Source organism: Pseudochelatococcus sp. B33 (assembly GCF_053570585.1).
This window is the reverse complement of record NZ_JBSEFH010000007.1, coordinates 96,349-123,250: the sequence shown is the minus strand read 5'-3', so window position 1 is coordinate 123,250 and position 26,902 is coordinate 96,349. Positions and strand designations below refer to the sequence as shown.

Sequence of the window (26,902 nt, the reverse complement as noted above, 5' to 3'; positions counted from 1 at the left end):
TGTAAGGCTAAAATACGTATAGTTTCGCGCTATATTACAGATATACTGTGAACCGTTAGAAGATATGACCTGTTTTCTAAAGAAATGATTGTCGCCGAGTCAAATCCAGCCCGGCGTGCCGCCATCGCTTTGGAAGAAATTTTACACCGGCAACAATCGCAAAACTCGTCTTTATCGACGCAGAAAAATCAAGTTAAACCGCGGCCCGCTGGCGCTTATCCCCAATTATATTGCCAGCTAGTAGTATTGTCGCACAGCAATGCCGCTCCCGGGATCGCGAAGCGGTACTAGGCGTAGCGGCCGTGGCAGTGCTTGTATTTGCGGCCCGAGCCGCAGGGGCAGGGATCGTTGCGCCCCACCTTGCCCCAGGCGGCCGGATCGGCGGCGGACGGCGGCGGCGCGAATGTCCCGGCTCCCGGCGCGGCCTGTGCCGGGGCGAACAGCCCCCCTGCCCCTGCAAGCTCCTGCCCTGCAAGCTCCTGCCCTGCGAGTTCCTGTCCCGCGAGCTCCTGCCCGGCGAACGCCGGCTCGGGCACGGGCGCGGCCTCTTCCTGCGGTGCCCGGAGCACGATCTCGACCCGCGACACCTGCCGTGTGACCTGCGTGCGCAGCTCGTTCACCAGGCCATTGAAAAGCTGGAAGGCCTCGGCCTTGTATTCGTTGAGCGGATCGCGCTGCGCCAGCCCGCGCCAGCCGATCACCTGGCGCAGGTGGTCGAGCGTCACCAGATGCTCGCGCCACAGGTGATCGAGCGACTGCAGCAGGATCTGCTTCTCGACATAGGTCGACAGCTCCGGCGTGTTGCGCTCCACGCGCGCGGCATAGGCCTCGTCGGCGGCGGCGCGGATGCGCTCGCGCACCTCGTCGTCGGCGATGCCTTCTTCCTTCAGCCAGTCGACCACCGGCAGGTCGAGGTTGAGCAGCTCGCGCACGTCAGTGGCGAGCCCCTCGCCGTCCCATTGCTCGGGATAGGCGTCCGGCGGGATGTGGCTCAGGACGATGTCGTCGATGACGCCGTGACGCATGTCGTCGATTTCCTCGCGCACGGACTCGCGCGACATGAAATCGCGCCGCTGCTCGAACACGATCTTGCGCTGGTCGTTCATGACGTTGTCGTACTTGAGGATGTTCTTGCGGATGTCGAAGTTGCGCGCCTCGACCTTGCCCTGCGCCTTCTCGATGGCCTTGTTGATCCAGGAATGGACGATGGCCTCGTCCTCCTTCAGCCCGAGCCGGACCAGCATGCTGTCCATGCGCTCGGAGCCGAAGATGCGCATCAGGTCGTCCTGCAGCGACAGGTAGAACTTCGAACGTCCGGGATCGCCCTGGCGGCCGGAGCGGCCACGCAGCTGGTTGTCGATGCGCCGGCTCTCGTGCCGTTCGGTGCCGATCACGTAGAGGCCGCCGGCCTCGATGGCGCGCTGCTTGAGCGTGGCCACCTCGTCGCGGATCGCCTGCTCGCGCGCCGCCCGTTCCGGATCGACGGCGCCCTCCTCCGGCTCCGGCCCGAGTTCGTGCAGGATGCGCATGTCGGCGTTGCCGCCGAGCTGGATGTCGGTGCCGCGGCCGGCCATGTTGGTGGCGATGGTGATCGCGCCCGGCACGCCGGCCTGCGCCACGATGAACGCCTCCTGCTCGTGGAAGCGGGCGTTCAGCACGGCGAAGTGCTTGCTCGCCCTGCCGGCGCGCGCGGCCTCGAACACGGGCGCGAGCGCGTCGGGCGCGGCGAAGTCGATCTGCCGGAAGCCGCTCTGCACCAGATAGGCGGCTAGTTCCTCGGACTTCTCGATGGACGTGGTGCCGACCAGAATCGGCTGCCCCTTGGCCGAGGCCTCCTCGATCTCGCGGGCGATGGCCTTGAGCTTTTCCTTCTCGGTGCGGTAGACCTCGTCGTCCTCGTCGACGCGGCGCACCGGCAGGTTGGTCGGCACCTCGACCACGTCGAGATGATAGATGTCGGCGAACTCGTCCGCTTCGGTCGCGGCCGTGCCGGTCATGCCGGCGAGCTTGCCGTAGAGCCTGAAATAGTTCTGGAAGGTGATGGAGGCGAGCGTCTGGTTCTCGGGCTGCACCTGCACCCGCTCCTTGGCCTCCAGCGCCTGGTGCAGGCCCTCGGAGTAGCGCCGGCCCTGCATCATGCGGCCGGTGAACTCGTCGATGATGACGACCTCGCCGTTGCGCACGATATAGTCCTTGTCGCGCTGGAACAGGGTATGCGCCCTGAGCGCCTGGTTGACGTGGTGCACCAGCGAGGCATTGGCGGCGTCGTAGAGCCCCGCGCCTTCCTTCAGCAGCCCGGCCTCGGTCAGGATCTCCTCGATGCGCTCGTTGCCCTTCTCGGTGAGCGAGACGGCGCGCTGCTTCTCGTCGAGGTCGTAATCGTCGCGGACGAGCTGCGGAATGAGCGCGTTGATGGTGTTGTAAAGGTCGGAGCGGTCGTCGAGCGGCCCGGAGATGATGAGCGGCGTGCGCGCCTCGTCGATCAGGATCGAGTCCACCTCGTCGACGATGGCGTAGTTGTGCCCGCGCTGCACCATCTGCCCGAGGTCGTACTTCATATTGTCGCGCAGGTAGTCGAAGCCGTACTCGTTGTTGGTGCCGTAGGTGACGTCGGCGGCGTAGGCGGCGCGGCGCTGGTCGTCGTCGAGGCCGTGGGTGATCACGCCCACGGAGAGCCCGAGGAAGCGGTAGATGCGGCCCATGTTGCCGGCGTCGCGGCTGGCGAGATAGTCGTTGACGGTGACGACGTGCACGCCCTTGCCCGCGAGCGCGTTGAGGTACACCGGCAGCGTGGCGACGAGCGTCTTGCCCTCGCCGGTGCGCATCTCGGCGATCGAGCCCTCGTTGAGCACCATGCCGCCGACGAGCTGCACGTCGAAATGGCGCTGGCCGAGCACGCGTTTCGCCGCCTCGCGCACGGTGGCGAAGGCGGGCACGATGAGGTCGTCGAGCGATTTGCCGTCGGCGAACTGCTGGCGGAATGTTTCGGTGCGCGCGCGCAGTTCGTCGTCGGAAAGGGCAGCGACTTCGGGCTCCAGCGCGTTGATCGCCGCCACCCGCGCCCGGTAGGTCTTCAAGCGCCGGTCGTTGGCCGAACCGAAGAGTCTTCTCGCTATGCCGCCTAACATGGAAAGCCTTCCAGAACCAGAGTATGATACGTCTCGACGCGATCTGCGCCACACGGTTTAACCGGTGAGGCGTCCGCGGTCCAGAGCGGCGGCGCGTCGATGCCGCCGGGCACGCGACAAAACCGCACGCCGCGCAAGCGCCCGGGGGTCATACACCGCGCGAGCGCTCGAGCTGACGTGAATGCACAGGTGCGAGATGGGCGCATCCGGCCCCGCTGTCAACTGTCGTGAGGGGACAATCGGGGCAAAAGCGAATCCGCCGGTCGATACGAATCTCCTTGCCATCGGCTCCGGGTTACGCCACTCATTCATGACTGCCGGGCCCCCCGGCCGCCGAATCCGTTCTTGCCTCACGGCAGAATCCGATCTCGTCATCACGTCTGGATTATACTTATGACCGCGCGCCGTTCACGTCTTTCCGCCCTTCTCGCCCTCTCGGCCCTGCCACTCGTCGCGCTCGCGCACGGTGCGTATGCCCAGCAGGCCCCGGCCGCCACGCAGGCCGCGCCGGAGAATGCCAACGGAAGTGCCAACGACGACAGGGTGCTGGCGCGCGTCAACGGCACCCCTATCACCGAGCGCGACCTCGAGCTCGCCCTCGAGGAACTGAGCGACCGCCTGCCCGCCTTGCCGGAAGCGCAGAAGCGCGACTACGTCATCGGCTATCTCATCGACATCCGCCTCGGCGCCGCCGCGGCGGAAGCGGCGAAGCTCGCCGACACGCCGGAGTTCGCCCGCCGCCTCGCCTATGCGCGCGACAAGGTGCTGGTGGACCAGTATCTCGCCAAGGCGGCGAGCGATGCCTCCACCGAAGCGGAGGCGCGCAAGCTCTACGACGAGACGGTGAAGAGCCTCCAGCCGGAGGACGAAGTGCGCGCCCGCCATATCCTCGTTCCGGATGAGCAGACCGCCAAGAACATCGTCGCCCGCCTTGAGAAGGGCGAGGATTTCACCGCCCTCGCCACCGAGCTGTCGAAGGACCCCGGCTCGGCGCGGGAAGGCGGCGATCTCGGCTACTTCACCCGCGAGCGCATGGTGCCGGAATTCGCCGAGGCCGCGTTCAAGCTCGAACCCGGCAAGGTGTCCTCGCCGGTCAAGTCCCAGTTCGGCTGGCACGTGATCAAGGTCGAGGACAAGCGCCAGAAGCCGGTGCCGACGTTCGAGGAGATCCAGGACCAGATCAAGACCTTCATCGTCCAGAAAGCCCAGCAGGAAGCCGTGCTGAAGCTGCGCGAGCAGGCCAAGATCGAGCGTCTCGACAAGCCCGCCGACGGCGCGGCGCAGGGCCAGGACGGCGCGGGCCAGCCGGGCACGCCGGCGCAGGAAGGCGCACCCGCGCAGAAATGACACCGTCCCGACGGTCCTGACCGGCGCGTCCGGGTCCGGCCCGTCCCGCGCGGGCGTCCGGTGCGCCGCTCTGAAGCAGTTTGCGTCCAAAGCAATTCCAGCAAAAACGGGCACCGGTTTTGCGTCCGGAATTGCGTAAAAACAAAGAGATAGAGCATTTCTCCGTTTCAGCGAAAAGGAGAAATGCTCCAGTTCACGCATCGAGCCAAAAAAACATACCCATTCTTTGGTTCGATGCCGCAGGCCTTTTCACGGCAGACACGTTCCGGCAGCAGACGACCCGAAGCGCACCATGTCCACGACGATCTCCCCCCTCGCGCCCAAAAGCTATCCCGATCTGCCGCCTGTCGCGGGCGTGCGCTTCGCCACCGCCGCGGCAGGCATCCGCTACAAGGGCCGCACCGATGTGCTGCTGGCGCTGTTCGACCCCGGCACGGCGGTTGCCGGCGTGTTCACGCGCTCCCGTTGCCCCTCCGCGCCGGTGGACTGGTGCCGCGCCAATCTGGCGCAGGGCGCGGCACGCGCCCTCGTCGTCAACTCCGGCAACGCCAATGCCTTTACCGGCAGGAAGGGTCGCGAGGCCACCGCGCTGACGGCGAAGCTCGCCGCCGGGGTCGCGGGCAGCAGCGAGGCGGAGGTGTTCCTCGCCTCCACCGGCGTCATCGGCGAGCCGCTCGACGCGACGAAGTTCGGCAACGTCCTTGCGGACTGCGCCAAGGCGGCGACGGAGGGCGGGTGGCTCGACGCGGCGCGCGCCATCATGACCACCGACACCTTCCCGAAGGTCGCGACGCGCACCGCCACCATCGGCGGCGTGCCGGTGACCGTCAACGGCTTCGCCAAGGGCGCGGGCATGATCGCGCCCGACATGGCGACGATGCTCGCCTTTGTCTTCACCGACGCGCCGCTGACGCCCGCCGCCCTGCAGGGCCTGCTGTCGCGCGGCGTTCAGGGCTCGTTCAACGCGGTCACTGTCGACAGCGACACCTCGACCTCCGATACCCTGCTCGCCTTCGCCACGGGTGCGGCGGCGGCCAGGGGCGCGCCGCGCATCGAGACCGCCGGCGACCGGCGGCTGTCGGGTTTCCGCAGCGCCCTCAACAGCCTGCTCGTCGACCTCGCCCAGCAGGTGGCGCGCGACGGCGAGGGTGCGCGCAAGTTCATCACGGTCAAGGTGGAGGGAGCGGTCAGCGCTGCCTCGGCCAAGCGGGTGGCGCTGTCCATCGCCAACTCGCCGCTGGTGAAGACGGCGGTCGCCGGCGAGGACGCCAACTGGGGCCGCGTCGTCATGGCGGTGGGCAAGGCGGGCGAGCCCGCCGACCGCGACCGCCTGTCCATCTCATTCGGCGACATCCGCGTGGCGCACGAGGGCGAGCGCGACCCAGCCTATGACGAGGAACAGGTCTCAGCCTATATGCGCGGCGATGCAATCACCATTACCGCGGATCTCGGCCTGGGGCGCGGCGCGGCGACGGTGTGGACGTGCGATCTCACCAAGGAATACGTCGCCATCAACGGCGATTACCGCTCATGAGCGGGGCAGGACGAAAAATCGTTCTCGTCGTCGCCTGCGCGCTGATCGACGCCGACGGGCGGGTGCTGATTGCCCAGCGCCCCGAGGGCAAGGCGCTCGCCGGCCTGTGGGAATTTCCCGGCGGCAAGCTGGAGCCCGGCGAAAACCCCGAGGAATCGCTCGTGCGCGAGCTCGAGGAGGAGCTCGGCATCACGGTGAAGCCCGCCTGCCTCGCGCCGCTGACCTTCGCCAGCCACACCTACGAGACGTTTCACCTGCTGATGCCCCTCTATATCTGCCGGCGCTGGGAGGGTATCGTCGCCTCGCGCGAGGGGCAGGCGCTGAAATGGGTCGCCCCGCATCGCCTGCGCGACTATCCCATGCCGCCGGCCGACGAGCCGCTCATTCCGTTCCTGACCGATCTGCAGGCCTAGCGCGAGCGCGCCGCATCTACTGCTACTGCATGATGATCAGGCTGGAGGAATTGATCTTGCCGGTGACCGCACGCCAGCGCGCATCCGCCGCGCGCCAGTTGAGGCGGCTCTTCTTGGCGGCCTTGCCGGCGACGCGCGTGCCGCCGCCCACGGGTTCGCCAAAGGTCGCCTTCGGCACCTCGCCCGTCACCGTATAGCCGCGCGCGGCCAGGCCCCGGCGCACCTTGATGCAGTAATCGACGGAACGATGCGAGAAGCGGCTCTCGCCATGGCCGGCGCGATACTTCATCACCGCCGTGCAGATATCCTCGCCCGCCAGGCGCCACGCCTGCGCCAGATAGGTGACACCGTAATGGATATTGGTCTCGGGCCTGGCGAGTTCGGCAAGCGTGCCGGAAAAGCCGAGCATGCGCGCCGTCGACGGCAGCACCTGCATCAGCCCGATCTCGCCGACACCGCCGACAGCGGCATGGCTGTAGCTGCTCTCGACCTCCGTCACCGCGTCGGCCAGCTCGAACGGCACCCCGAAGGCCGTCGCCTTCTCGCGCAGGATCTTACGGTACGTTTCCCTGCCGACGGGCTTCGCGGCGGCAGCCTCGGCCGGGACGGCCTCCGGCTTCTCAGAGGGCTCGGAGGACTTTGAGGGCTCGGAGGACTTGGCAGCTTCCGGGTTGGCCGTTTCCGGCTTGGAAGCATCCGGCTTGGAAGCATCCGGGGAAGCCTCGGCGGGCGCGACGGCAGCGGCCTCGGCCTTGGGCGCGGCCGATTCCGGAACGACGGCTGCGGGAGCGGACGCCACCCAGCCCGGCGTTCCGGCGGGAAGCGCATCCTGCGCCAGCGCCGACGATGACAGCATCGCCCCGATGACGACGAGAAGTGACCGCATGGGCTGTCCAGCCTTCAGATGAACGTTACCGGTAGAACTCCGATATTTTTAGATCATAGCTGTAACAGGATTATATTTCGCTTTTGATAACGTCGTACCCGCATCAACAATTCGTCAGCGTCCCGCGGCCGCTCACGGCAATGGCCGTGCCTCCTCCGGCAGCATGATCGGGATGCCGTCGCGGATGGGATAGGCGAGCTTGGCCTGGCGACTGATCAGTTCCTGCTTCGCGGCGTCGTATTCGAGCGGCGCCTTGGTGAGCGGACATACGAGCAGCTCCAGCAGCTTGGGATCGATCGTGGCGGTGCGGTCCGCACCCGCGCCGCCGTTGGAGGTTTCGGGGGTCGCTGCGTTCTGGTCACTCATCGTGTCGTCTCCTGAAAAGCCGTCAAGAAGCCGCCCGGAAACCTCAGGATCCGGGAGCGGGGTTGAGAAAGCAGGAACCGCCGCCCGCGTCAACCACCGCCGTCGGGGATCATTGGAGGGTCGAATCCGGATCGCCGCCGGAGCGCGCCAGCTCGATCTCGGTGATGGCGATGAGCGTATCGGCGCGCGTCCTGAGGTCCGGGGCTTCCAGCAGCGCCTGTTTCTCGCGCGTGCCGAACGGCGACATCATCGACAGGGCATTGACGATGGCCTCGTTCGACGCCTGCTCGATGGTGTTCCAGTCCACGCGCAGATTGCGGGCGCTCGCATAGCGGCGAAGCACCTCCAGCACCGCCTGCCGGTTGACCTTGTCCTCGCCGGCGCGGGCGATGAAGTCCGCCTGGAACGGCTCATAGTCCACGCGCGCCTGCCGATAGGGCGTCAGCACCTGCAGTTCCTCGGCGATGCGGAAACGGGCGATGCCGGTGACCGACACCAGGTAGCGACCGTCCTCCATCTCCACGAACTGCGTGATGCGGCCGGCGCAGCCCACCCTGTAGAGCGGCACCACCGCATCCGACTGCTCGGGGTCGACGTCGGCATCCGGCTGGACGATGCCGAACACGCGGTGCGCCCCCAGCGCGTAATCGACCAGCGCCAGATAGCGCGGCTCGAAGACGTTCAGCGGCAGGTGCCCGCGCGGCAGCAGCAGCGTCTCGGCCAGCGGGAACAGGGGGATCACGCCGGGGCAGTCGGCAATCGATCGGTGGGCGGCAATCATGGCATCTTCCTCTTCGCTCGTCAGCCAGGCGCGTTCACGAAACCGGCCGTCACGAACACCGCCGGGCCAACGCCCGCCGCGCGCCTCATGCGCCGTGCCGCCGCCTCACGAAAACAACACCGACGAAAGCCGCTTGCGCCCCAGCACGGAGGCGGGGTCCGTCGGTCCCCACGCCTCGAAGAACTGCAGCAGCTGCTTGCGCGCGCCGTCGTCGTTCCAGCCGCGGTTGCGGCGCACGATCTCGATCAGATGCGCCAGCGCGTCCTCGCGGCGGTTGCGGGCGTTGAGCGCCAGCGCCAGATCGAAACGGGCCTGATGATCGTCGGGCTCGGCGGCGAGGCGCTCCTCCAGCTCGCGGAAATCGCCGAGATTCTGCGCCTGCTCCGCGACTTCGAGCGCGGCGCGCGCGGCCGCGATGTGGGCGTCCGCCGCCTTGTCGGCGGGCGCCGAGTCGAGGAAGCGGCGCGCGCCCTCCAGATCGCCCAGCTTGACGTGCAGCCGCACCAGCGCACCGACGGCGCGGGTGTTGTCGGGGGCCTGCGCCAGCACCGAGGCATAAAGTTCCGCCGCGCCGGCGACATCGCCGGCCTTGGCCCTGGCGTCCGCCTCGTCCAGCAGGGCGTCCAGGCCACCGCCCAGCGGGCCGACGAGCCTTTCGATGAAACCGCGCACCTGGCTCTCCGGCAGCGCCCCCATGAAGCCGTCGACCGGCTGGCCGTTCTGGAAGGCGATCACGGCCGGAATGGACTGGATGCCCAATTGTCCGGGAATCTCCGGATGGTCGTCGATATTGAGCTTGACGAGCTTCACGCGCCCTTCCGCCGCCGCGACCGCCTTCTCGATGACCGGCGTGAGCTGGCGGCAGGGGCCGCACCATGGGGCCCAGAAATCCACCAGCACCGGCTGGCGGGCGGATTCGGCGATGACGTCCTGGCGAAAGTTCTGTGTCGTCGTATCCTTGACAAGCGCCGCGGATGCAGAGTGCGTATCGGCTACCATGAATGAACCCCTGTGAAGTTTCCGGAGCGGCTTTCAGCGAGGCCGGCGATGCGTTGCAGCCGCCGGTGAATCCGCCAGAGAACGTACCATGCAGACCTGCCTGTTGTGACGCCTCCCGCGGCGTCTGTCACCAGTCAATCCCGGGACACCCGCATAGCCGGCGGACGCATCCGGAAAAAATGGGCTTTTGGTTGGCCGATCGCAAGCGGCGCGGCATGCGCGTATACTTTTCCCGCAACGGCACTGGCATAAGACGCAAGCGCTTCCGATATGGTAGCAGATCCGTTTCTGCTATACGAAACGGCATAATGGGACCCGAGCAAGCAGGGAGAATGACATGACACAGACGAGCGGTCGCCTTTTCGACGACGTTGCACGCCTGATCACCGACGCCGCGGGCCTTGCCGAAGGGGCCCGGCGCGAGGTGGAGACGGCCGCGCGCGTTCAGGCCGAGCGTGTGCTGCGCTCCCTCGATGTCGTCTCCCGCGAGGAATTCGAGGCCGTGCGCGAGATCGCCCTCAAGGCCCGCGACGAGAACGAGCGCCTCCTGGCGCGAATCGCGGCGCTCGAGGCACGCATCGCGGCGGACACAGGGGAAGTGCGGCATTCTGACGCAGACAGCCCGGACGCCACCCCTTCTTCATAATCCGCTGTCACAGAACACGGCTGTCGCCTCCGGACGGAAAATCCGGGCGGCGATCGCGATGGCGCTTCCTTGCGCGGGGGCGGCGGTGCAAGTGGCGGAACGCCGCTACCGCCCGCCCGCAGCATGACCAGAGAATCGATCGTGTGTATTGATTGTGCACATTTGCCGACTTATTGTCATCGGTCATGCCAAAGACTGGTGTGGAAACAGGCTCAATGCCCATTGTGGGCACGATGCGAATCTTTGACCATGGTGGTGCATTGGGTGCAATGCGCTTCGTCGGCGGCCGCTTCGATCACGAGGTCGGTTGCCCGTGGATGTACACCTGCGGCACGTCCTGCAAACAGGATCGGATGCATATGAGCAGATTGGGGTACAACCGGGAAGCGCCCTGGCGGCAGGACAGGGCAACAGACGTCGTTTTTCACGTCGCAAGCCCATTGGCAAGCCTAGTTGGTCGCGCACGCCATTCCGGCGTGCGCGCGTCGTTTTTTTGGCCCGTCACGGGCCGAGAAACCGGAGAGGGATCGATATGACTCATCTCGACTTTGAAATCGTCCCCGAGCGGGACGAACATCCGCTGGATGTCGTCGAGCGCTACGCGTCCATGAACGACTGGACGTTCGACCGCGTCGACGACAACGAGATGTCGGTGTCGATCACCGGCGGATGGGCGGATTATCATATCGCCTTCACCTGGATCGAGGACATGGAGACGCTCCACCTCGCCTGCGCCTTTGACCTCAAGGTGCAGGACCGCCAGCGCCCCGAGATGCTGAAGCTGATATCTCTGGTCAACGAGCAGCTCTGGGTCGGTCATTTCGACCTGTGGACGCGTGAGCACGTGGTGATGTTCCGCCACTCCCTGCTGCTGTCGGGCGGCATCGAGCCGACCCGTAACCAGTGCGAAATCATGCTGCAGGTCGCCATCGACACCTGCGAGCGCTATTATCAGGCGTTCCAGTTCGTGCTATGGGCCGGCAAGTCCGCTCAGGAGGCGCTGGAAAGCGTCCTCTTCGAGACCGAGGGCGAGGCCTGAACACGGAGACACGATCATGCCCACGGGTGCGCAGACGGTGCAGCGGTTCGCCGATATCGTCGATGGCTCCGGCCCCGATCCCGCGCTCCCGTCCTCGCTGGTGCTGACGGGAGCCGGCAAGATGGGCGCGGCGCTGCTCGGCGGCTGGCTGAAAGCGGGGCTCAATCCCGTCAACGTGACGATCCTCGATCCGCACCCGTCGGAGGACATCGAGCGGCTGGCGGCCGAGCGCGGCATCGCGCTCAATACCGATCTCGCCGATATCGCGCAGCCCGAAGTGCTGGTGCTGGCGATCAAGCCGCAGGCGCTCGACGAGGCGGCGCCGGCGCTCCGCCCGCTGGTCGGGCCCGGCACGCTGGTGCTGTCGATCCTCGCCGGCAAGACCATCGACGGCCTCGCCCGCCATTTCCCCGCGGCGCACGCCATCGTGCGCGCCATGCCGAACCTGCCCGCCTCTATCGGGCGGGGCGTCACCGGCGTGGCCGCATCGGCGCGGGCGAGCAATGCCCAGCGCGCCACCGCGACGGCCCTGCTCGCGGGGGCGGGCGCGGTCGAATGGCTTACCGACGAGCATCTCATCGATGCGCTGACCGGGGTCTCGGGTTCGGGGCCGGCCTATGTGTTCTATCTCGTCGAGGTGCTCGCCGAGGCCGGCGTCGCGGCCGGCCTTCCCGCCGACCTCGCCGAGCGGCTGGCACGGGCCACAGTGACGGGCGCGGGCGCGCTGCTCGACACCTCCCCGCTGTCCGCCGCCGCGCTGCGCGAGGCCGTGACCTCGAAGGGCGGGACCACGGCGGCGGCGCTCGACGTGCTCGGCGGCGAGGACGGCATCGGCCCGATCGTCACCCGCGCCGTCGCGGCCGCGAAGCGCCGGGCGGAGGAACTGGCGGAGTAAGACACGCCGGCCGGATGTGGCGCATATCCGGGGCGCGCGCCTGAAGGCCGTATTGCGGTCCAGCACGATTCTCGGCTCCCGGCCGTCGCTCCTGGGGGGCGGCGCTCCGGTCAATCGATCCCAAGTCCCTGAGGAAAAAGCAGGAATTGCGCTTGCGTAAAGGCATGGCCAAATTTACGTACCTTCCTGGAGCCTGAAAGCTCCGTGATGATGGTGGTACGCGCCGCCAAGGCCAGTGCGAAGGAAAAGAGCGGCAAACACCAACATCTGGTTTGCGCGCCGATTGTTTCAATCTGCGCCGGAGCGGTGCATCTTCATGTCCGGCCTCCCCGGGCTCGGTCGCTATTCTCGCGGCCGGGAGGATGTAGCGCATGTCCAGGGCGCGAGCCTAAAGGCCACCTCTCGCCGTTCCATCAGCGGCTTTCAGCTCCCGGCTCCTGCACCGGCCGCAGGGAATTGCCCTGAAAGGCAATAATGGAGACACCCATGGCTACTATTGTTTCGTGCCGTTACGACACGCCGTGCACGACACGCCGTGCGAGATTCTCGACGATCTCGGCAACACTGCGCTTCGCCTGAGAAGTCTCGCGAATCTGCTTCACGCCTATCTTGGAATCGGAGAGGCAAGCGGCAAGGACCACGCCGGCGGCATTCCACTGCTGATCGATGCCAACATCGACATTCTCAACGCCATTCTCAACTCCCTGAGCGCGGAACTGGCCGCTCGAATCCGTTCCTGAGAGCCCGTCCCTGAATGGTTAGAGCTACGGACATGGAACATGAATCGGGCCGCAGCTCTATCCATTTGTTAACGCATCAAATTCTTCCGAAGTGTGCGCACTTTTCGGTTAATAGTCGGCGGGGCGGGCGGATCATCGAACCCGCGCCGCCGCACCGTCCGGTTGTCGTGCATCACACCGGCACGCGGATCGTCGCCTTCAGGCCGCCGAGGGGGCTGTCGGACAGCTCGATCTCGCCGCCGTGCGAGCGGGCGATGTCGCGGGCGATGGCGAGGCCGAGGCCCGTGCCGCCATCGTCGACGTTGCGCGCCGAATCGAGCCGTACGAACGGCTTGAACGCGTCCTCCCGCGATTCGGATGCAATGCCCGGCCCGTCGTCCTCGACGGCGATCGTCAGCCAGCGCGGCATCCGCGTGACGGTGATGGTCACCTTCTCGCCGTAGCGGGCGGCGTTGGCGACGAGATTGCCGACGAGACGCTGGAAGGCGAACGGCCGCACGGTCACCGTCATGTCGCCCAACACGCTCACAGACAGCGCATGCCCCTGGCGCGCATGATCGGCGCGCAGCGTCTCCAGCATGGCCCGGATGTCGGTGGGCACGGCCTGCTCGCCCGCGTCGCCCCGCGCGAAGGCGAGATAGGCCTCGAGCATGTGCCCCATCTCGTCCACGTCCTTGCGCAGGTCCTGCACGTCGGGGCTGTCCGGCATCAGCGACAGCGACAGCTTGAAGCGGGTCAGGATGGTGCGCAGGTCGTGGCTGACCCCGTTCAGCATGGTGGTGCGCTGCTCGATGGCGCGCTCGATGCGCCGCTTCATTTCGAGGAAGGCGCGGCCCGCCCGGCGCACCTCGCGCGCGCCGCGCGGCCGGAAATCGACGTCGCGCCCCATGCCGAAGGCCTCCGCCGCGTCGGCAAGCCGCAGGATCGGCCGGATCTGGTTGAGCTGGAACAGCACCGCGATCGTCACCAGCACCAGCGACGTCCCCAGCATCCAGATGAGGAAGATATGCGAGTTCGACGCATAGGCCAGACTGCGGCGCGCGAACACCCGCATCACCACCTCGTCGAGCAATATCCGGATCTCGATCACGTTGGAGCGCCCCACGGTGTCGATCCAGAACGGGCGCGCGACCTGCCGGCGGATCTCGTCCGACAGCACCTCGTCGAGGATGGAGAAGAAGGGTTTGGGGCCCGGCGGCGGCAGCTCGGTGCCGGGCATGAACTCGACGTCGAGGCCAAGCCGCTCCTGCGCGATGCGCACGAGATCGGTCGCGCCCGGGGACTGCGGATAGAGCTCGTAGATATCAATGAGCGCGGCGACATCGGCGCTCACCGCCGACGACAGGCGGCGCGTCACGAGCTGCCAGTGGCGCTCCATGAACACATAGGCGACCACCGACTGCAGAATGACGATCGGCGCGATGATGATGATCAGCGAGCGGACGAAAAGCCCCTTGGGCATCACCTCGCCGAGCCACCCGGACAGGCGGCGCGGCCCGCCCGCCAGCGCATCCCAGATTCTCAGGGCCATTCCCGGCTTGCGGCCGGTCATGCCGGGGCTGCTCATCACCCTGTCCCCCGTGGCCTATCCGTCGATCAGCAGGCGATAGCCGACGCCCCGCACCGTCTGCAGATAGACCGGATTGGCCGGATCGCGCTCGATCTTGCGCCGCAGGCGGTTGATCTGCACGTCGACGTTGCGGTCGTTGGCCAGGGCGCCCGCGCCCGCCGCGACCGCGCCCTGGCCAACGAGATCCTCGCGCGCCACCTGCCCGCCGGCCGCCTGGCCGAGAATGGTCAGGATCTCGCGCTCGCGCTCGGTGATGCGCACGATCTCGTCGCCCTGGCGCAGTTCCCCCCGATCGAAGCGGAAGATGAAGCCGCCGAAGCGGATGGCCTCCGGCGTGGCGCGGATCGGCCCCGGCGCCTCGCCGCCCGCGCCGCGCTTGATGATGTTGGCGAGCCGCAGCAGGAGCTCGCGCGGCTCGAACGGCTTGCCGAGATAATCGTCGGCGCCGATCTCGAGGCCCGTGACCCTGTCCGCGCTGTCGCTGCGTGCCGTGAGCATCAGGATCGGCACGGCCGACTTCCGCCGCCAGCGGCGGGCGAAGTCGAAGCCGTTCTCGCCCGGCATCATCACGTCGAGCACGAGGGCGTCGAAGATCAGCGACCCGAGCGTGGTCTCCGCCGCGGCCGCATTGGCGGCCACCGTGACCCGGTAGCCGTTCTCGTTCAGGAAGCGCGACAGCAGCGAGCGCAGCCTCCGGTCGTCGTCGACAACGAGAACGTGCGGCGCATCGTCGGCCAGCGATTCCTTCGCCGGCGCGCGCCCCGCCTCATCCGCAACCGTGCCGGAAACCGTCATAGCTGCCGATCCCCGTCGTCCTCCGTCGCCTTCCAGACGATGCGGGCGACGTGGTCCCTGTCGTCGGCATCGATCATCGCGAACAGAAACGCAGTCACCTTGTCCTTCACGTCGGGCTCCAGACCGTCGAGGGCGCGCGAGATGCGCCCGAGCTGCGGCGCGGTGAGAGCGAGCGACAGCGCCCGCCCCTTCTCCGTCGGGTAGAGCAGCCGCTGGCGCCGGTCCACCGTCCCGGTACGTTGCACGATGTAGCCTTTCTCGACAAGATCCTTCAGGATCGGGTTGAGACTTTGCTTGGTGATGCCAAGAATGTCGAGCATCTCCGCGATCGTCATGCCAGGCTGGCGCTCGACGAAATGCAGCACCCGGTGATGCGCGCGGCCGAAGCCGAACTGGGTCAGCAGCCGGTCCGCGTCGCCGACGAAGTCGCGATAGGCGAAGAACAGCAGCTCGACGATATCGTTGCCCACCTGCATGTCGGGCACCTCCCCGCCATTATCGGAACCGGCGGTTTGACCCGGTGCGGGCACCCGGCCTGGCGCAATGGCTGTATTCACAAGGCATTCCCCGGATTGCGTCTGATCGGAATATGTGCAGTCATGCTACGAATGGAGGGTATCGTGGAGACTGCACAAAATGATTTATGTCAGCCTTATTGACATATTTCAGGAAGATTGTTACCCGTCAAGTGGTTTCCGCGAAAGGAAATAATACGGAGTGGCCCTCGCCCGGCGATATGCGTCGCCGCCAACGACTGCCGCGGTCCGCACCCTGATTCCCGAACCGTCCAAGCGAGGCTTTTCGGAGAAGATTTCGGAGTAGATTCATGTCGGTCACACCGCAAGAAAAGAAGAAGGAAGTCATCTGGTTCGATGGCAAGCTCGTGCCACGCGAGGAGGCGAACATCCCGATTCTCACCCACGGCCTGCATTATGCGTCGGCCGTTTTCGAGGGCGAACGCGCCTATGACGGCGTCATCTTCAAGTCGCGCCAGCACAGCGAGCGGCTCATCGCATCCGCCCGCGAGCTCGATTTCGATATCCCCTACACCGTCGAGGAGATCGACGCGGCCAAGGCGCTCGTCCTGAGGGAGAACGGCCTCGTCGACGCCTACATCCGCCCGGTCGCGTGGCGCGGCGCGGAGGCGCTCGGCGTGTCGGCGCAGAAGAACACCATTCATCTCGCCATCGCCGCCTGGGTGTGGCCGAGCTACTTCACCCGCGAGGAGCGGCTGAGGGGCATCCGCCTCGCCTTCGCCCGCTACCGGCGCCCCGACCCGGATACGGCCCCCGCGAGGGCGAAGGCGGCGGCGCTCTATTCGATCGCCACCATCTCCAAGCACGAGGCGGAGCGCGAAGGCTATTCGGACGCGCTGTTCCTCGACTGGAAGGGCCGCGTGGCCGAGGCCACGGGCGCGAACATCTTCTTCGTCAAGAACGGCGAGCTGCACACGCCGACGCCCGAAGGCATCCTCAACGGCATCACCCGCCAGACGGTGATCGAGCTGGCGAGGAAGCGCGGCATCAAGGTCGTCGAGCGCGAGATCCTGCCGGACGAGCTGCCCGACTTCACCGAGAGCTTCGTCACCGGCACGGCGGCGGAGGTCACCCCGGTGTCGGAGATCGGCCCGCACACGTTCACGCCGGGCGAGATCACCAACATGCTGCTCTCCGACTACGAAAACCTCGTTCACGGCAAGCAGGCCGCGGCGTAACGCAGCCGCCGCGCGCCGCCCGAGTTCAACCCGCGCCGGCCGCCGGCGCGGGTTTTTTCAGGCATGAGCGCGCCCCGCCTCGGCCAGCAGTCCCAGTTGCTTGCGCCGCATCCAGCGTGCCAGCATCAGCACCGCGACGACGCAGAGGCCGATGGTGAGCCCGGTCCAGATGCCGGCGCCGCCGAGCCCCGCGCCGAACGCCAGCCAGACGCTGAGCGGCAGGCCGATGAGCCAGTAGCCGATGACGCCGTAGATCATGGGCGCGCGCGTATCGTGCAGCCCGCGCAGCGCCGCGATGCCGAGAAGCTGCGCCCCGTCGGCGAGCTGGAACAGCGCCGCCAGCGCCAGGAAGGTCACCGCGAGCTGAACCGCCCGCGCGTTGGCGGGGTCGCGCGTATCGAGAAAGATGCTCGCCAGCGTCTCGGGCATGAACGTCATCGTCAGCCCCGAGATGGCCATCACCGTCATGCCGATGCCGAACCCGACCCACCCGGCACGCGCCACGCCGTCCGTGTCGCCGGCGCCGAACGCCCGGCCGACGCGCACCGTCACCGCCTGGGAGAGCCCCACCAGCAGCATGAACGCCACGCCGATGAGCTGCAACGCGATGGCATGGGCCGCGAGTTCCGCCTCGCCGATCCAGCCCATCATGAAGGCGGCGGCGTTGAAGACGCTCACTTCGAGGGTGGAGGCCACCGCGATCGGCAGCCCCAGCCGCCAGAACGCAGCAAGGCGCGGCCAGTCGGCCTGCCAGAAGCGGCCGAACAGACGGTAGCGCCGGAAACGCCGGTCGCACACCACGACGACCGCCAGCACGATGAACACCAGCCCGTTGGCGGCGGCGCTGGCGATGCCGGATCCGACGAGCTCCAGCCGCGGGAAGCCGAGATTGCCGAACACCAGCAGCCAGTTGCCCACGATGTTGAACACGATGCCGAAGAGCGCCGCCACGAGCGTCCATTGCGGGCGCTCCAGCGCCGACACGAACGAGCGCAGCACCAGAAACGCCAGGAACGGCAGCAGCCCCCACAGGAAGGCGCGCAGGTAGCCGCCGGCCATTGCCGAGAGATCCGCCGGCTCGCCGATCAGCAGCAGCATCCGTTCGCCGTTCCACAACAGAACGGCGCAGGGGATGAAGACGATGACGGCCGACCACAGCCCCTGCCGAACCGTGCGCCGCACCTCGCCGACCGCGAAGCGGTTGCGCCCCAGCTCGCGCGCGATCATGGGCGGGGCGGCCATCAGCAGCCCGAGGCAGAACAGCATCACCAGATGGTACAGGTTGGTGGCGAGCGTCGCCGCGGCGAGCGCCTGCGAGCCGAGCCGGCCGATGAAGATGACGTCGGTGATCATGACCGCCATCTGGGCAAGCGTGCTCATCGCCAGCGGCCACCCGAGCGCCAGCGTGGCGCGCAGCTCGCGCCGCCACAAGTCATAACCGCGACCAGAGCGGGTATCGGCGCCCGCCAGCGCCTGCGTGTTCGCCATGATGGCTCGTCAATAGCCTAAAATATGGGCAGACACAAAGACGGCGCGCGCATGCGTGCTGCGCGCGCGCCGCACGCAGAACCGCCCTATGCATTGTCGCGTTATATCGGCGCCGCCGGCCTTCGACCGGGGCCGGGTCCTACGCCTGCGGCTGCCCGTCCGCTTCGTCCTTGGCTGATTCGCGCCGGCCCGATTCGTCCTGCGCCAGGATGTGGCTGATACCGTGGGTGAGGTAGTCCCAGCCCGTGTAGAGCGTCAGCAGGGCCGCGATCCACAAGAGGCCGATGCCGATCCTGTGCGTGCCCGGCAGCACCGCCTCGCCCGCCTGGCCTGCGATCAGGAAGGCAAGCGCCACGAGCTGCACCGCCGTCTTCCACTTCGCCACCCTGGTGACGGGCACGCTGACGCGCAGTTCGGCCAGGAATTCCCTGAGGCCCGACACCAGTATCTCGCGACACAGGATGATGATCGCCGCCCACAGCGACCAGCTCCTGATGGTGCCGTCCGCCACCAGCATCAGGAGGGATGCGGCCACCAGCAGCTTGTCGGCGATCGGATCGAGCATGCGCCCGAGCGCCGACTGCTGCGACCAGGCGCGCGCCAGATAGCCGTCGAGATAGTCGGTGATGGCGGCGAGCGCGAAAATCACCAGCGCCGCCCAGCGCATCTCCAGCTCCCTGGGCCAGAACAGGCACACCACCAGCGCCGGCACGGCGGCGATGCGCCCGTAGGTGAGCAGGTTGGGCAGGCTGAACGGCCCTGACAGACGACCGGACTTGCGGCCGGATTTGGCTTTGGAACTTCCCCGGGCAGCGCCCGGCGCGCCGGCGGAAACGTTCGGAGGGGTCGTCGTCATGCCTGATCCACCAGATGAAGTCAGCACCCTGACGCCCGCCGGAAGCCCCGGGCATCGCGCGCTGGTGTCTCAACCGTCTCGGTCATGGAAGAACCTATAGACCATTCCGGCCGTCGCCGCATTGATTCCCGGCGCACTGCGCAGATCTTCCAGCGACGCCTGCGACACCGCCTTGGCGGTGCCGAAGTGCAGCAGCAGCGCCCGCTTGCGCGCCGGCCCGATTCCGGGGATCTCGTCGAGCGGGCTTTTCGTGAATTCCCGCTTGCGCCGGGCCCGATGCGTGCCGATCGCGAACCGGTGCGCCTCGTCGCGCAACCGCTCGATATAGTAGAGCGTCGCGTCGCGCGGCGGCAAGCGGAAGGGGGCGCGGCCCTCCACAAAAAACGTCTCGCGCCCCGCGTCGCGGTCGAGGCCCTTGGCGACGCCGACGACCGGCACGTCGGTGACGCCGAGTTCCGCCAGTGCTGCGCGCGCCGCCCCCACCTGTCCCTGCCCGCCGTCGATCAGCAGCAGGTCGGGCCAGGACGGGAACGGCGCCTCGTCGCCCTCGTCCCCGTCGACCGCCTCCCCGGCGGCTTCGCCGGCCGCCTCGTGCGCCGGGCGCGCGCCCTCCTTCACGAGGCGGGTGAAGCGGCGCTGCAGCACCTCGCGCATCATGCCGAAGTCGTCGCCGGGGGCGATGTCGGTCGAGCGGATGTTGAAGGTGCGGTAGTGCGTCTTCATGAAACCGTCTCGCCCGGCAACGATCATCGCGCCCACCGCGTTCGTGCCCATGATGTGCGAGTTGTCGTAGACCTCGATGCGCCGCGGCGCGCGCTGGAGGCCGAACGCCTGCGCCACCGCGCCGAGCAGCTTGTCCTGCGAGGCGGTCTCGGTGAGCTTGCGCGCCAGCGCCTCCTGCGCATTGCGCAGGGCATGGGCGACGAGCGTATGCTTCTCGCCCCGCTTCGGCACCGCGACCTCCACCCGGTGGCCGGCGTGGGCCGACAGCGCGTCCTGCAACAGATCGTGCTCGGTCGGCTTGTGGGACACCAGCACGAGGCGCGGGCAGGGCTTGTCCTCGTAGAACTGGGCCAGAAAGGCCGAGAGCACCTCCTCCTCCGGCAGGTTGCGGTCGGCGCGCGGGAAATAGGAGCGGTTGCCCCAGTTCTGGCTGTTGCGGAAGAAGAACACCTGCACACAGAACATGCCGGCGTCGGCGGCAATGGCGAAGACGTCCGCCTCCTCCACGCTCTGCGGGTTGATGTTCTGCGTGCCCTGCACGGCGGAGAGCGCCGCGAGCCTGTCGCGATAGCGCGCCGCGCGCTCGTATTCGAGCGCCTCCGCCGCCTCCTGCATCTCCTGCGCCAGCCGGCGCTTCACGGTGGTCGAGCGCCCTGAAAGAAAGTCCGCCGCCTCGGCGACGAGCTGGGCGTAATCCTCGATTGATATCTCGCCCGTGCAGGGACCGGCGCAGCGCTTGATCTGGTAGAGCAGGCACGGGCGCGTGCGGTTCTCGTAGTAGCTGTCGCTGCAGGTGCGCAGCAGGAACGCCCGCTGCAGCGCGTTGACCGTGCGGTTGACCGCGCCGCCGTCGGCGAAGGGGCCGAAGTAGCGCCCCTTGCGCACCCGCGCACCGCGATGCTTGACGAGCTGCGGCGCGGGGTGGTCCCCCGTCAGCAGGATATAGGGAAACGACTTGTCGTCGCGCAGCAGCACGTTGTAGCGCGGGCGCAACTGCTTGATCAGGTTGGCTTCCAGCAGCAGGGCCGCGGTTTCGGTGTCGGTGGTGATGAACTCCATCGCCGCCGTCTCGGCGATCATCCGCATGGTGCGATGGCCGCCGTGGCCGATGCCGCGCACATAGGACGCGACGCGCTTCTTCAGGTCCAGCGCCTTGCCGACATAGAGCACGTGGCCCTGCGCGTCGATCATGCGATAGACGCCGGGCAGATGCGGCAGGGTCTTCCAGAAACGGCGAATCACCTCGGCCCCGGCGCGCAGCGAGGCCGGCGTCTGATCCCGCGCGCCCTCATCCTCGGCCCACAGGTCGTTGTCGGTGTTCCTGTCCGCGCCGTCCGTCTGCGGCTCGGCGGCGGTGGCGTCTCGGGACGTGTCGTCGGCGTCTGTCATTACTTGATTGTGAAAGGTCCGGTCCGTCGATTCGACGGATAGTCCCCTATGTAAGACCTTCCGCCGGCGATTGCATCAGCCGGCTTCGTCCGCATCCGGGGTGCGTCCGGCCTCGGTCCACGCGACCATGCCGATGGCGGCGAAGCCCAGCACGAGATAGCCCAGTGCGAGCGGCAGCACGGTGCCGTCGTAGAGCTGCCCGATCGCCACGCCGAACAGGGTGCTGAGCGCCGTCGTCGCCGCGCCGACGAAGGAGGAGGCCGTGCCCGCGATCCGGCCCATCGGCCGCATGGCGAGGGCGTTGAAATTGGGCACCGTCAGGCTGAAGATGAAGTGCAGCAGCGCCAGCAGCCCGACGAAGACCGCAAGCGGCGGCGGCCCGCCCCCCGCCAGCTCCCAGGCCAGCGTCACGACCGCCAGCACGAGCGCGGCGCCGGCGAAGGCCAGCGTGCCCCACCACGCCAGGCGCTCCAGGCCGACCCGCCGCACCAGCCGGGCGTTGACGAAGGCGGCGACCCCCATCACGGCGGCGACGACGCCGAACACCACCGAGAACCACCCGCCCAGCGCGTAGACATCGGTCTCGAATATCTGCTGCGAGGACGTGACGTAGCCGATCAGCGCGCCGAGGATCAGGCTCGTGGCCAATGTGTAGCCCAGCGTGATCCGGTTGGTCACGCATTCGCGCAGGTTGCTCCATACGGCGCGCACCGAGGGCCGCGTGCGGTATTCGGGCCGCAGCGTCTCCGGCATGCGCAGCAGGAACCACCCCCCGATCGTCACCCCGAGCACCAGCATGCTGACGAAGATCAGCCGCCACGAGCCGAGGAGCAGGATCAGCGCGCCGCTGCCGGGCGCGATCACCGGGCCGATGATGAACACCATCATGACGAAGGACATCACCCGCGCCATGTCCTCGCCCTTGTAGCGGTCGCGCACGATGGTCATCACCAGCACCCGCGATGAAGCGCCGCCGACGCCCTGCACGGCGCGTGCCAGCAGCAGGATCTCGAAGCTGGAAGCGAGAAGCGCCATCAGGGTGCCGAAGAGGTAGATCGACATGCCGAGCAGCATCGCCGGCCGCCGCCCCACCGAATCCGACAGCGGCCCGTAGAACAGCTGGCTCACGGCGAAGCCGAGCATGTAGCTCGAGATGACGTATTGGACGTCGTTGGCGTTCAGCAGCCGGAACTCCTGCTGGATGGGCACGAAGGCGGGCAGCAGGTTGTCGATGGACAGGGCGATGATCGACATCATCAGCGCGATGAGCGCCACGAACTCGACGAAACCCGGAGCAGGGTCGACGGGGCTGGACGCGGTCGCTGTCGTTGTCATGATGGGGCACGATCCTGAAAGGGAAGGCGCGCGCCGCGCCCTCCATGAGAGGGTTACAGACCTGTCGTGAAAGCAACGCCTCCCGGCCCGGAAGGCGTCAGCGACTGACCGCGAGCTTGACGCCGAGACCGATCAACGCCGCCCCCATCACGGCATCGAACGGCCGGCGCAGCCGCGCATACACCATGCGCACGCCAGACGACGAAAATATCACGGCGAGCGTCGAGAACCAGCCGAGCGCGACCGCGATCACCACCGCGACCGTCGTGGCATAGACCCACGCCGGCGCGCCGACGGGCAGGATGGTGACGAACAGACTGCCGAAAAAGGCCATCGACTTCGGGTTCGTCATGCCGACCAGGAAGCCCCTGCGCACCGAAGGCAGGAAGGCCATCGTGCCGATCGCTCCCGGCCGCGTCAGTGTGGCGGGCGCCGGCTGCTGCGCCCCTTCGTCCGCCTTCCCCACCTTGCGCATGCCGTAGAGCATGCGCACGCCGAGATAGACGAGATAGGCCGCGCCGACGAGGCGCAGCAGTTCATAGCCCCATGCCATCCGCGCCAGCACCACGCCGAGGCCGAACACGGCGAGCGTGGACCACACGCCGCAAGCACCGGTGACGCCGACAGCCGCGCCGAGACCCGCGCGCCGCCCGTTGAGTGCATGGGAGGTCACCGCGATGAAGTCCGGTCCGGGGCTGATGCAGGCCAGCAGCATCACACCGGCAAGGGTCAGAAGTTCGGGTAGAAACACCGGGATCGTCCCTGAATGATTATATGCGGCCGCAACGTTTCCGCCGGCCGTTTCATCCGAAACGTTACCAGATACCCCCTCTCCGCGATAGGCGGCACATTGAATGGGTTCCATGCAAGAAGGGCAAGGCGTCCCGGCTCGAAGTGGGGCTCGCAGTTGCGGTTACCGTCTGGACGGTTGCTATTTCTGTTCGTTACACTATAACATCATTCATTGTGGATCGATGTATGTGAGGCTCCATTGTCTGGCGGGATCGAGAGGGAAGGCGTGTCCGTTCTGCGCCGCGCGGCCATCGAACGGCTGGCGGCGGCGGTTCTGGCGGCGGCGGCTCTCTGGGGCGTTGCCCTTTGGGCCATGGGCTGGATCTGATCATGGCGGACGAATCCCGGGCCTACGTATCCGGCCTACACGGGCACGACCACCCGCACGGCCACGGCCATGCGCCTCACCGGCACGGGCATGACGACGGCGCGCGCGCCCGCTCTGCGCCGCGCGTCGCGGACGGCGCCGCGCCCGCCATCCGGCTGGAGAACCTCACCGTCGCCTATCGCCGCCACCCGGCCGTGCATCATCTGTCGGGCGAGTTCTCGCCCGGATCGCTGACGGCCGTCGTCGGCCCGAACGGGGCCGGCAAGTCGACGCTGCTCAAGGCGATCATGGGAGCCCTGCGGCCGGCGACGGGGCGCATCGACATTTCCGGCATCGACCGGCGCGACATCGCCTATCTGCCGCAGATCAGCGAGGTCGACCGCGCGTTCCCGATTGCCGTGCTCGACCTCGTCGCCATGGGGCTGTGGCGGCGCTGCGGCGCGTTCGGGCGCATCGGCAGGAACGAGCTCGACCGCGTCGGGGAGGCCATCGCCACCGTCGGCCTGTCGGGCCTCGCGCACCGGCCCGTGAGCACGCTTTCCGGCGGCCAGTTCCAGCGGGCGCTGTTCGCGCGCATGCTGCTGCAGGACGCGCGGCTGCTGCTGCTCGACGAGCCCTTCACCGCGCTCGACATGAAGACCACCGCCGATCTCATCGATGTGGTCAAGCACTGGCACGGCGAGAACCGCACCGTCATCGCCGTGCTGCACGACATCGACCTCGTGCGCGAGCACTTCCCGCAGGTGCTCCTGCTCGCCCGCTCGCCGGTGGCGTGGGGCGACACGGGCGAGGTGCTGACCGGCGCGAACCTGCTCTCGGCGCGGCGCATGTGCGAGGGCTTCGACGACGACGCGCCGGTCTGCGATCATCAGGCGGCGTGATGCTGTACGACTGGCTCATCGCGCCGTTCAACGACTACGGTTTCATGCGCCGCGCGCTCGCCGGCTGTCTGGCGCTGTCGCTTGGCGGCTGCCCGCTCGGCGTGCTGCTGGTGCTGCGGCGCATGAGCCTGATGGGCGATGCGCTGGCGCACGCCATCCTGCCGGGCGCGGCCATCGGCTTTCTCGTCGCCGGGCTGTCGCTCGTCGCGATGACGGTCGGCGGCGTCGCCACCGGTCTGGCGGTCGCGGTGCTCGCGGGCCTCGTCTCGCGCGCCACGCCGCTCAGGGAAGACGCGAGCTTCGCCGCCTTCTACCTGATATCGCTTGGCCTCGGCGTGCTCATCGTGTCGATGCGCGGCTCCAGCGTCGATCTGCTGCACGTGCTGTTCGGCTCGGTGCTGGCGCTCGACGACGCGGCGCTGCTGCTCATCGTCTCGATCAGCAGCGTGACGCTGATCGTGCTCGCGGTCATCTACCGGCCGCTGATCGTCGAATGCCTCGATCCCGGTTTCCTGCGCGCGGTCGGGGGCTTCGGACCGGTGGGGCTCGGATCGATCGTCCATGTAAGCTTCATCGCGCTCGTGGTGTTCAACCTCGTCGGCGGCTTCCAGGCACTCGGCACACTGATGGTGGTGGGCCTGATCATGCTGCCTGCGGTCGCGGCGCGCTTCTGGTCGCAGAACGTGGCGGGGCAGATGCTGATCGCCGTCCTCTTCGGCGTGCTCGCGAGCGTCGCCGGCCTTCTCGCGTCATACCACTGGAGCGCGCCCGCCTCTTCCGCCATCATCCTGGCGGCGGGCGGGCTCTATATTCTGTCCGTTCTGGCGGGGCGCTTCGACAGCCTCGCCGCGTCTCTCATCGTGCTGCGTCACCGCACCGGCTGAACCGGGGCTGTCATGCGGGCGCGCCGGCCGGGCGCAGCGCCGGCTGCTCGCGCACGGACTCACGGTCGTCGAGCGCCTCCGCCCGGCGCAGTTCGGACAGCGCCTCGTCGAGATCCGCGAGCGCGTCGTTGAGCTGCAGCTTCAGATCATCGGCCGATTGCAGCAGGTTGTCGCGCCGTTGCGCGGCCGCCTTGGCGTAGGTGGGATAGGCGAAATGGCTGACGTCTGAAATGCCCGAGCGCTTTTCTTCGTGGACGATCTCCTTGTCGAGGTCCTCCGCCATGCGCCGGAAGTCCGCGATCATCGTCTCGATCTGGGCGACGCGCCGACGCTTTTCCTGAACGTGGAAGGTCTTCAACTGAATGATGCCGCTGCGAGGTTTCATCGCCGATAGTGCTCCCGTCGACCCCGCCGGCTCTCCGGCCGGGGGCTGTTTCCGGGTCTATCTTTGCGGATACAGGTTGATCCTTCCTTACCAAAAGCGGCGCACAACGCCATTATTGGCGCAGATATAGGGACTTATCCCCTTGCCGCGTGCGCACCGTCACAGGCCGAGGCGTACCGTCACGGGTGCGTGGTCCGAAGGGCGTTCCCAGCCGCGCGCATCGCGCGAGACGGCGGCGCTCTCCAGCGCCGGGGCGATGTCGGGCGCGAGCCATACGTGATCGAGCCGCCGCCCCTTGTCCGCCGCCGCCCAGTCGGGCGAACGGTAGCTCCACCACGTGAAGACCTTCTCGGGCTCGGGCCTGAGCGTGCGCACCGCGTCGACATAGCCGGTGGCGCGGCGGAAGGCTTCGAGGCGCTCGGTCTCAACCGGCGTGTGGCTGACGACGCCGAGCAGCGCCTTGTGGTTCCAGACGTCCGTCTCGTAGGGGGCGATATTGAGATCGCCGACGAGAAGGCTCGCACGCCCGGCCGGGCGCAAGGCCTCGTTCCACGCCATGAGTTCGTCGAGGAACGCCAGCTTGTGCGCGAAACGCGGATTGAGCGCCGGGTCGGGAATGTCGCCGCCAGCGGGAACATAGAAATTGTGGATGAGCACGCCCTTGGGGCCGCTCGATGCACCGGTGCCGGCGAGTTCGACCGTGATGTGGCGCGAATCGTCCTTGTCGCAAAAGCGCAGCGCCTGCGTCTCATGGAAGGGAATGCGCGAGATGGTGGCGACGCCGTGATACCCCTTCTGGCCGTTGAGCGCCACGTACTGGTAGCCGAGCGCCTTGAACGCGGCGGAGGGAAACTGGTCGTTGGGACACTTGGTTTCCTGCAGGCACAGGACATCCGGCTCGTTCTCGGCCAGAAACCGGATCACCTGATCGAGGCGCAGGCGGACGGAGTTGATGTTCCAGGTTGTGAGAGTGAACGGCACGGCTGGC

Annotated in this window: 26 protein-coding genes; 11 read left to right on the top strand and 15 right to left on the bottom strand. The window is 67.4% G+C overall.

The window, feature by feature from the left end:
• Positions 1-287 precede the first annotated feature (287 nt).
• Complete coding sequence (gene secA / locus ACUSIJ_RS09515; RefSeq protein ID WP_449308149.1) at positions 288-3,128, bottom strand: preprotein translocase subunit SecA; 2,841 nt, start codon at positions 3,126-3,128, stop codon at positions 288-290.
• A gap of 393 nt (positions 3,129-3,521) precedes the next feature.
• Between secA and ACUSIJ_RS09510 the strand changes: the two genes are divergently transcribed.
• The 3 genes from ACUSIJ_RS09510 (at position 3,522) to mutT (ending at position 6,422) form a co-directional block, all read left to right on the top strand.
• Complete coding sequence (locus tag ACUSIJ_RS09510) at positions 3,522-4,475, top strand: peptidylprolyl isomerase (protein WP_449308148.1); 954 nt, start codon at positions 3,522-3,524, stop codon at positions 4,473-4,475.
• 292 nt (positions 4,476-4,767) lie between these two features.
• On the top strand, positions 4,768-6,009 hold the full coding sequence (argJ, locus tag ACUSIJ_RS09505) for a bifunctional glutamate N-acetyltransferase/amino-acid acetyltransferase ArgJ (protein WP_449308147.1): 1,242 nt from the start codon (positions 4,768-4,770) through the stop codon (positions 6,007-6,009).
• Positions 6,006-6,422 carry an 8-oxo-dGTP diphosphatase MutT gene (mutT, locus tag ACUSIJ_RS09500; protein ID WP_449308146.1) on the top strand — a complete coding sequence of 139 codons (417 nt, stop codon included), beginning with the start codon at positions 6,006-6,008 and terminating at the stop codon, positions 6,420-6,422. The genes argJ and mutT overlap by 4 nt, the downstream gene beginning before the upstream one ends.
• 22 nt (positions 6,423-6,444) lie before the next feature.
• On the opposite strand, the gene ACUSIJ_RS09495 is transcribed toward mutT, so the two are convergent.
• The 4 genes from ACUSIJ_RS09495 to trxA all read right to left on the bottom strand — a co-directional run bounded on the left by ACUSIJ_RS09495 (position 6,445) and on the right by trxA (position 9,454).
• Complete coding sequence (locus tag ACUSIJ_RS09495) at positions 6,445-7,308, bottom strand: lytic transglycosylase domain-containing protein (RefSeq protein ID WP_449308145.1); 864 nt, start codon at positions 7,306-7,308, stop codon at positions 6,445-6,447.
• A gap of 132 nt (positions 7,309-7,440) precedes the next feature.
• Positions 7,441-7,674 carry a Trm112 family protein gene (locus ACUSIJ_RS09490; RefSeq protein WP_449308144.1) on the bottom strand — a complete coding sequence of 78 codons (234 nt, stop codon included), beginning with the start codon at positions 7,672-7,674 and terminating at the stop codon, positions 7,441-7,443.
• 109 nt (positions 7,675-7,783) lie between these two features.
• Entirely contained in the window at positions 7,784-8,455 is a 672-nt protein-coding gene (locus ACUSIJ_RS09485) for an LON peptidase substrate-binding domain-containing protein (RefSeq protein WP_449308143.1), read from the bottom strand.
• Positions 8,456-8,560: 105 nt separating this feature from the next.
• Positions 8,561-9,454, bottom strand: a complete 894-nt coding sequence (trxA, locus tag ACUSIJ_RS09480) for a thioredoxin (RefSeq protein ID WP_449308142.1) — start codon at positions 9,452-9,454, stop codon at positions 8,561-8,563.
• 337 nt (positions 9,455-9,791) lie between these two features.
• Here trxA and ACUSIJ_RS09475 point away from each other — a divergent pair, with 337 nt between their 5' ends.
• The 4 genes from ACUSIJ_RS09475 to ACUSIJ_RS09460 all read left to right on the top strand — a co-directional run bounded on the left by ACUSIJ_RS09475 (position 9,792) and on the right by ACUSIJ_RS09460 (position 12,774).
• Positions 9,792-10,100 (top strand): accessory factor UbiK family protein, encoded by a 309-nt coding sequence (locus ACUSIJ_RS09475; RefSeq protein ID WP_449308141.1) that lies wholly within the window; start codon positions 9,792-9,794, stop codon positions 10,098-10,100.
• Between the two features lie 532 nt (positions 10,101-10,632).
• Positions 10,633-11,139 carry a YbjN domain-containing protein gene (locus ACUSIJ_RS09470; RefSeq protein WP_449308140.1) on the top strand — a complete coding sequence of 169 codons (507 nt, stop codon included), beginning with the start codon at positions 10,633-10,635 and terminating at the stop codon, positions 11,137-11,139.
• A 16-nt stretch (positions 11,140-11,155) separates the two neighbouring features.
• The gene (proC, locus tag ACUSIJ_RS09465) at positions 11,156-12,034 is read left to right on the top strand and encodes a pyrroline-5-carboxylate reductase (RefSeq protein ID WP_449308139.1); all 879 of its coding nucleotides are present in this window, start codon (positions 11,156-11,158) and stop codon (positions 12,032-12,034) included.
• Between the two features lie 503 nt (positions 12,035-12,537).
• Complete coding sequence (locus ACUSIJ_RS09460; RefSeq protein ID WP_449308138.1) at positions 12,538-12,774, top strand: hypothetical protein; 237 nt, start codon at positions 12,538-12,540, stop codon at positions 12,772-12,774.
• 172 nt (positions 12,775-12,946) lie between these two features.
• Here ACUSIJ_RS09460 and ACUSIJ_RS09455 read toward each other — a convergent pair whose 3' ends face one another.
• The 3 genes from ACUSIJ_RS09455 to ACUSIJ_RS09445 are packed head-to-tail and all read right to left on the bottom strand — an operon-like array spanning position 12,947 to position 15,615.
• Positions 12,947-14,305, bottom strand: a complete 1,359-nt coding sequence (locus ACUSIJ_RS09455) for an ATP-binding protein (protein WP_449308278.1) — start codon at positions 14,303-14,305, stop codon at positions 12,947-12,949.
• A 54-nt stretch (positions 14,306-14,359) separates the two neighbouring features.
• On the bottom strand, positions 14,360-15,139 hold the full coding sequence (locus ACUSIJ_RS09450; protein ID WP_449308137.1) for a response regulator: 780 nt from the start codon (positions 15,137-15,139) through the stop codon (positions 14,360-14,362).
• Complete coding sequence (locus ACUSIJ_RS09445) at positions 15,136-15,615, bottom strand: MarR family winged helix-turn-helix transcriptional regulator (protein WP_449308136.1); 480 nt, start codon at positions 15,613-15,615, stop codon at positions 15,136-15,138. Before ACUSIJ_RS09445 ends, ACUSIJ_RS09450 begins: the two co-directional genes overlap by 4 nt.
• 350 nt (positions 15,616-15,965) lie before the next feature.
• Between ACUSIJ_RS09445 and ACUSIJ_RS09440 the strand changes: the two genes are divergently transcribed.
• On the top strand, positions 15,966-16,853 hold the full coding sequence (locus tag ACUSIJ_RS09440; RefSeq protein WP_449308135.1) for a branched-chain amino acid aminotransferase: 888 nt from the start codon (positions 15,966-15,968) through the stop codon (positions 16,851-16,853).
• Positions 16,854-16,910: 57 nt separating this feature from the next.
• Here ACUSIJ_RS09440 and ACUSIJ_RS09435 read toward each other — a convergent pair whose 3' ends face one another.
• The 5 genes from ACUSIJ_RS09435 to ACUSIJ_RS09415 all read right to left on the bottom strand — a co-directional run bounded on the left by ACUSIJ_RS09435 (position 16,911) and on the right by ACUSIJ_RS09415 (position 23,395).
• Positions 16,911-18,341, bottom strand: coding sequence for an MATE family efflux transporter (locus ACUSIJ_RS09435; RefSeq protein WP_449308134.1), 1,431 nt, complete (start codon positions 18,339-18,341; stop codon positions 16,911-16,913).
• 139 nt (positions 18,342-18,480) lie between these two features.
• A complete protein-coding gene (gene pgsA / locus ACUSIJ_RS09430) occupies positions 18,481-19,197 on the bottom strand; it encodes a CDP-diacylglycerol--glycerol-3-phosphate 3-phosphatidyltransferase (protein WP_449308133.1) in 717 nt (238 codons plus the stop codon).
• 69 nt (positions 19,198-19,266) lie between these two features.
• Complete coding sequence (gene uvrC / locus ACUSIJ_RS09425) at positions 19,267-21,309, bottom strand: excinuclease ABC subunit UvrC (protein WP_449308132.1); 2,043 nt, start codon at positions 21,307-21,309, stop codon at positions 19,267-19,269.
• 75 nt (positions 21,310-21,384) lie between these two features.
• A complete protein-coding gene (locus ACUSIJ_RS09420; RefSeq protein WP_449308131.1) occupies positions 21,385-22,644 on the bottom strand; it encodes a multidrug effflux MFS transporter in 1,260 nt (419 codons plus the stop codon).
• Positions 22,645-22,741: 97 nt separating this feature from the next.
• Positions 22,742-23,395: a LysE family translocator gene (locus ACUSIJ_RS09415; protein ID WP_449308130.1), complete on the bottom strand. Its 654-nt coding sequence runs from the start codon at positions 23,393-23,395 to the stop codon at positions 22,742-22,744.
• A gap of 240 nt (positions 23,396-23,635) precedes the next feature.
• On the opposite strand from ACUSIJ_RS09415, the gene ACUSIJ_RS09410 reads away from it, so the two are divergent.
• The 3 genes from ACUSIJ_RS09410 to ACUSIJ_RS09400 are packed head-to-tail and all read left to right on the top strand — an operon-like array spanning position 23,636 to position 25,529.
• Positions 23,636-23,764, top strand: coding sequence for a hypothetical protein (locus tag ACUSIJ_RS09410; RefSeq protein ID WP_449308129.1), 129 nt, complete (start codon positions 23,636-23,638; stop codon positions 23,762-23,764).
• Between the two features lie 2 nt (positions 23,765-23,766).
• Positions 23,767-24,645, top strand: a complete 879-nt coding sequence (gene aztA / locus ACUSIJ_RS09405) for a zinc ABC transporter ATP-binding protein AztA (protein WP_449308128.1) — start codon at positions 23,767-23,769, stop codon at positions 24,643-24,645.
• On the top strand, positions 24,645-25,529 hold the full coding sequence (locus ACUSIJ_RS09400) for a metal ABC transporter permease (protein ID WP_449308127.1): 885 nt from the start codon (positions 24,645-24,647) through the stop codon (positions 25,527-25,529). The genes aztA and ACUSIJ_RS09400 overlap by 1 nt, the downstream gene beginning before the upstream one ends.
• 10 nt (positions 25,530-25,539) lie before the next feature.
• Here the strand turns inward: ACUSIJ_RS09400 and ACUSIJ_RS09395 are convergent, their stop codons facing one another.
• Both ACUSIJ_RS09395 and xth read right to left on the bottom strand, forming a co-directional pair.
• Positions 25,540-25,914 carry a flagellar export protein FliJ gene (locus ACUSIJ_RS09395; protein WP_449308126.1) on the bottom strand — a complete coding sequence of 125 codons (375 nt, stop codon included), beginning with the start codon at positions 25,912-25,914 and terminating at the stop codon, positions 25,540-25,542.
• Positions 25,915-26,073: 159 nt separating this feature from the next.
• Complete coding sequence (xth, locus tag ACUSIJ_RS09390; protein ID WP_449308125.1) at positions 26,074-26,895, bottom strand: exodeoxyribonuclease III; 822 nt, start codon at positions 26,893-26,895, stop codon at positions 26,074-26,076.
• Between the last annotated feature and the right edge of the window lie 7 nt (positions 26,896-26,902).

What these genes read in the sequence shown, in the direction of transcription:
- secA (WP_449308149.1), bottom strand. Translation starts at nt 3,128, where the DNA reads ATGTTAGGCGGCATAGCGAGAAGACTCTTCGGTTCGGCCAACGACCGG.
- ACUSIJ_RS09510 (WP_449308148.1), top strand. Translation starts at nt 3,522, where the DNA reads ATGACCGCGCGCCGTTCACGTCTTTCCGCCCTTCTCGCCCTCTCGGCC.
- argJ (WP_449308147.1), top strand. Translation starts at nt 4,768, where the DNA reads ATGTCCACGACGATCTCCCCCCTCGCGCCCAAAAGCTATCCCGATCTG.
- mutT (WP_449308146.1), top strand. Translation starts at nt 6,006, where the DNA reads ATGAGCGGGGCAGGACGAAAAATCGTTCTCGTCGTCGCCTGCGCGCTG.
- ACUSIJ_RS09495 (WP_449308145.1), bottom strand. Translation starts at nt 7,308, where the DNA reads ATGCGGTCACTTCTCGTCGTCATCGGGGCGATGCTGTCATCGTCGGCG.
- ACUSIJ_RS09490 (WP_449308144.1), bottom strand. Translation starts at nt 7,674, where the DNA reads ATGAGTGACCAGAACGCAGCGACCCCCGAAACCTCCAACGGCGGCGCG.
- ACUSIJ_RS09485 (WP_449308143.1), bottom strand. Translation starts at nt 8,455, where the DNA reads ATGATTGCCGCCCACCGATCGATTGCCGACTGCCCCGGCGTGATCCCC.
- trxA (WP_449308142.1), bottom strand. Translation starts at nt 9,454, where the DNA reads ATGGTAGCCGATACGCACTCTGCATCCGCGGCGCTTGTCAAGGATACG.
- ACUSIJ_RS09475 (WP_449308141.1), top strand. Translation starts at nt 9,792, where the DNA reads ATGACACAGACGAGCGGTCGCCTTTTCGACGACGTTGCACGCCTGATC.
- ACUSIJ_RS09470 (WP_449308140.1), top strand. Translation starts at nt 10,633, where the DNA reads ATGACTCATCTCGACTTTGAAATCGTCCCCGAGCGGGACGAACATCCG.
- proC (WP_449308139.1), top strand. Translation starts at nt 11,156, where the DNA reads ATGCCCACGGGTGCGCAGACGGTGCAGCGGTTCGCCGATATCGTCGAT.
- ACUSIJ_RS09455 (WP_449308278.1), bottom strand. Translation starts at nt 14,305, where the DNA reads ATGGCCCTGAGAATCTGGGATGCGCTGGCGGGCGGGCCGCGCCGCCTG.
- ACUSIJ_RS09450 (WP_449308137.1), bottom strand. Translation starts at nt 15,139, where the DNA reads ATGACGGTTTCCGGCACGGTTGCGGATGAGGCGGGGCGCGCGCCGGCG.
- ACUSIJ_RS09445 (WP_449308136.1), bottom strand. Translation starts at nt 15,615, where the DNA reads ATGCAGGTGGGCAACGATATCGTCGAGCTGCTGTTCTTCGCCTATCGC.
- ACUSIJ_RS09440 (WP_449308135.1), top strand. Translation starts at nt 15,966, where the DNA reads ATGTCGGTCACACCGCAAGAAAAGAAGAAGGAAGTCATCTGGTTCGAT.
- ACUSIJ_RS09435 (WP_449308134.1), bottom strand. Translation starts at nt 18,341, where the DNA reads ATGGCGAACACGCAGGCGCTGGCGGGCGCCGATACCCGCTCTGGTCGC.
- pgsA (WP_449308133.1), bottom strand. Translation starts at nt 19,197, where the DNA reads ATGACGACGACCCCTCCGAACGTTTCCGCCGGCGCGCCGGGCGCTGCC.
- uvrC (WP_449308132.1), bottom strand. Translation starts at nt 21,309, where the DNA reads ATGACAGACGCCGACGACACGTCCCGAGACGCCACCGCCGCCGAGCCG.
- ACUSIJ_RS09420 (WP_449308131.1), bottom strand. Translation starts at nt 22,644, where the DNA reads ATGACAACGACAGCGACCGCGTCCAGCCCCGTCGACCCTGCTCCGGGT.
- aztA (WP_449308128.1), top strand. Translation starts at nt 23,767, where the DNA reads ATGGCGGACGAATCCCGGGCCTACGTATCCGGCCTACACGGGCACGAC.
- ACUSIJ_RS09400 (WP_449308127.1), top strand. Translation starts at nt 24,645, where the DNA reads ATGCTGTACGACTGGCTCATCGCGCCGTTCAACGACTACGGTTTCATG.
- ACUSIJ_RS09395 (WP_449308126.1), bottom strand. Translation starts at nt 25,914, where the DNA reads ATGAAACCTCGCAGCGGCATCATTCAGTTGAAGACCTTCCACGTTCAG.